Origin of the sequence: Streptomyces sp. NPDC052236 (assembly GCF_044548015.1) — a bacterium.
Lineage (GTDB): Bacteria > Actinomycetota > Actinomycetes > Streptomycetales > Streptomycetaceae > Streptomyces.
The window spans coordinates 1-3,521 of record NZ_JBIUBL010000080.1 but is presented as its reverse complement, the minus strand read 5'-3'; the positions used below and the strand labels follow the sequence as shown (position 1 = coordinate 3,521).

At 65.9% G+C, this 3,521-nt stretch carries 2 protein-coding genes; both read right to left on the bottom strand.

What is annotated here, in order from left to right:
* Positions 1 to 125 precede the first annotated feature (125 nt).
* On the bottom strand, positions 126 to 2,621 hold the full coding sequence (locus ACIHCQ_RS44530) for a sugar phosphate nucleotidyltransferase (RefSeq protein WP_399675086.1): 2,496 nt from the start codon (positions 2,619 to 2,621) through the stop codon (positions 126 to 128).
* A 111-nt stretch (positions 2,622 to 2,732) separates the two neighbouring features.
* Positions 2,733 to 3,341 (bottom strand): CDP-alcohol phosphatidyltransferase family protein, encoded by a 609-nt coding sequence (locus ACIHCQ_RS44525; protein ID WP_399675084.1) that lies wholly within the window; start codon positions 3,339 to 3,341, stop codon positions 2,733 to 2,735.
* Positions 3,342 to 3,521: the final 180 nt, after the last annotated feature.

The window sequence follows — 3,521 nt, the reverse complement described above, 5'->3', positions numbered from 1 at the left end:
CCCGCCCCACCGGGGCCCCCGGGCGTGGTCCCCCCCCCCCGGGGCCCCGGGGGGGGGGCGTTGGGGGCCCGCCCCCCCCCCCCCCCCACACCCGCCCCATGTCAGTGACGTGCTCGGTGACCTGCTCAGTGACCTGCGCTGTCCACAACGCCGGACCACTCGTCAAGCAGCGCCTGAGCCGAAGCGTCGTCGGGTCCCTCTGCCCACAGATGGGTGACGGCCTCCGAGGGGTCGGGAAGCACCATCACCCAGCGGCCGTCGGGCTCGACCACCCGTACGCCGTCGGTCGTGTCGACATGTCGTTCGCCCGCCGCCTCCACGACGCGGCGCATGACCAGCCCCTTGACCGCCCACGGCGTCGCCAGATCGTGGCGCAGCACGTGCGCCCGCGGAATGCGGGCATCGATCTGGCTGAGCGTGAGCTGTGTACGAGCCACCAGGCCTACCAGTCGTACGAAGGCCGCCGAAGCGTCGAAGACACTGCTGAACTCCGGAATGATGAAGCCACCGCGGCCGTCGCCGCCGAAGATGGTGGTCTCCTCGCGGCCCACCCGCGTCAGATCGTCGGGCGATGTGGTCGTCCACTCCACCTGCGTGCCGTGGTACGCGGCCACCTGCTCGGCGATCCTGGTGGTCGTCACCGGCAGCGCCACCCGCCCGCTGCGCCGTTCCGCCGCGACCAGATCGAGGAGGACCAGCAGCGCGCGGTCGTCCTCGATGATCCGCCCCCGCTCGTCCACCAGGGACAGCCGCTCGCCGACGGGGTCGAAACGCAGCCCGAAGGCGGCCCGTGCCGAGGCCACGATCTCGCCCAGCCGCACCAGCCCGGACCGGCGGGTCTCGGCTGTTTCGGTGGGGCGGGACTCGTCGAGTCCCGGGTTGATGGTCAGCGCGTCCACACCGAGCCGTCCGAGCAGGCTGGGCAGAACAAGCCCGGCGCTGCCGTTGGACGCGTCGATGACGACTTTCAGCCCCGACTCGGCGATACCCGAGGTGTCGAGATTGCGGAGCATGGAGCCGGTGTAGGAGTCGAAGACGCTGGAGGGGAAGTGCAGATCGCCGATCTCCCCCGGGAATGCCCGCCGGTACTCCTGGCGCGCGTACACCCGGTCGAGTTTGCGCTGCCCGGCCTGAGAGAGGTCCGCGCCGCGTTCGTCGAAGAACATGATGTCGACGGAGTCCGGCACCCCCGGCGACGTACGGATCATGATCCCGCCGGCGCTGCCGCGCGCTGTCTGCTGCCGTGCGACGGGCAGCGGTACGTTCTCGAGGTCCCGTACATCGATGGCACTGGTCTGCAGTGCCGAGATCACGGCTCTCTTGAGCGCCCGGGCACCACGGGAGTGGTCACGCGCCGTGGTGACCGTCGCCCCCTTCTTGAGGGTCGTGGCGTACGCACCGGCCAGCCGTACCGCCAGCTCCGGCGTGATCTCCACATTGAGGATTCCGGACACTCCACGGGCTCCGAAAAGATTGGCCTGCCCGCGTGACTCCCAGATGACCGAGGTATTGACGAATGCGCCGGCCTCGATCGTCTTGAACGGGTAGACCCGCACATTGCCCTGAATGATCGATTCTTCACCGACGAGGCACTCGTCGCCGATGATGGCGCCGTCCTCAATACGGGCGGCACGCATGATGTCGGTGTTCTTGCCGATGACACAGCCGCGGAGATTGGCGTGCTCTCCGATGTAGACGTTGTCGTGGATCACGGCTTTGTGGAGAAAAGCGCCGCTCTTGACGACCACGTTGGAGCCGACAACCGTGTGCTCGCGGATCTCCGCACCGGCTTCGACCTTGGCGTAGTCACCGATGTACAGCGGACCGCGCAGCACGGCATCCGGGTGCACCTCCGCACCCTCGGCCACCCAGACGCCGGGAGAGATCTCGAACCCGTCGAGCTCCACATCGACCTTGCCCTCAAGGACGTCTGCCTGGGCCTTGCCGTAGCTCTCGTGGGTGCCCACATCCTCCCAGTAGCCCTCGGCGACATAGCCGTAGATCGGCTTGCCCTCCTTCATGAGCTGCGGGAACACATCCCCGGACCAGTCCACGGAAACGTCGGCTTCGACGTAGTCGAAGACTTCGGGCTCCATGACGTAGATGCCCGTATTGACAGTGTCGGAGAAAACCTGTCCCCAGGTCGGCTTCTCCAGGAAGCGCTCGACCTTCCCTTCTTCGTCCACGATGGTGATGCCGAATTCCAGGGGGTTCGGCACACGGGTCAGGCACACGGTGACCAGTGCGCCTTTTTCCTTGTGGAAGGCGATCAGATCGGTGAGGTCGAAGTCGGTGAGGGCATCGCCGGAGATGACGAGGAACGCATCGTCCTTCAGCGCTTCCTCGGCATTCTTCACGCTCCCCGCGGTGCCGAGTGGCTTCTCCTCATTGGCATAGGTGAGCTCCATGCCGAGCTCTTCGCCATCACCGAAGTAATTCTTGACGAGCGAGGCGAGAAATTGCACGGTCACGACGGTCTCATTGAGTCCATGCCGCTTGAGCAACCGCAGCACATGCTCCATGATTGGCCGATTGACCACTGGAAGGAGCGGCTTGGGCATGCTTGAGGTCATGGGGCGAAGCCGAGTTCCTTCGCCACCGGCCATCACGACGGCCTTCATGTCGGAAGCGTCCTCCTTGAAGAGACGACGGTCTAGCCGACTTCACCCGCCAAGAGGCCCCACTGGCGTCATGCGCGACGGGCGACACTGCCCGGCACCGCATCGACGAGGTCAATCGGCCACTGTGTCCGCCTTGACGAGGCGGCGGACCTGGACCACATAGAGGATCCCTGCCCACCAATACAGAGTTGTACCCCATCCTGCGAACGCCCATCCGAAAATAGCAGCCAGTGACGCAATCCACCCACTGCCGTCACTGAGGAGCAACAACGGGAAAGCGTACATCAGGTTGAAGGTGGCGGCCTTGCCGAGGAAGTTCACCTGCGGCGGCGGATAGCCGTGGCGGCGGAGGATTCCCACCATCACCAGCAGCATCAGTTCCCGGGCCAGTAGGGCGGCGGTGAGCCAGAGGGGCAGGATTTCACGCCAAGTGAGTCCGACGAGGGTGGAGAGGATGTACAGACGGTCAGCGGCCGGGTCGAGAAGTCGCCCCAGACTGCTGATCTGGTTCCACCGGCGCGCGAGCTTGCCGTCGAGATAGTCACTGATACCGCTGAGCATCAGCACCAGCAATGCCCAGCCATCGCTCTTGGGCCCGCCGAACTCGGGACGGAGGATCAGCCACAGGAAGAGCGGCACACCAACGAGGCGGGCCATGCTGAGGATGTTGGGGATGGTGAGCACCCGGTCTGTCTGAACGCGGGTCTCCTGGACCTCCACCCGGGAGCCTCCTGTGGAACGTGCCAACGATGCCCCCTGACCTTACCTTCAGCCGGGGCCGGCCCGCGCACAGGGGATGGGGGACGGGCGCGGGCTGGAGTCGATGGGTCCTGAACGCAGGAATGCCCCGCACCAGAGGTGCGGGGCATTCCCACAATGATTGTTCGGCGGCGTCCTACT

What these genes read in the sequence shown, in the direction of transcription:
- ACIHCQ_RS44530 (WP_399675086.1), bottom strand. Translation starts at nt 2,621, where the DNA reads ATGAAGGCCGTCGTGATGGCCGGTGGCGAAGGAACTCGGCTTCGCCCC.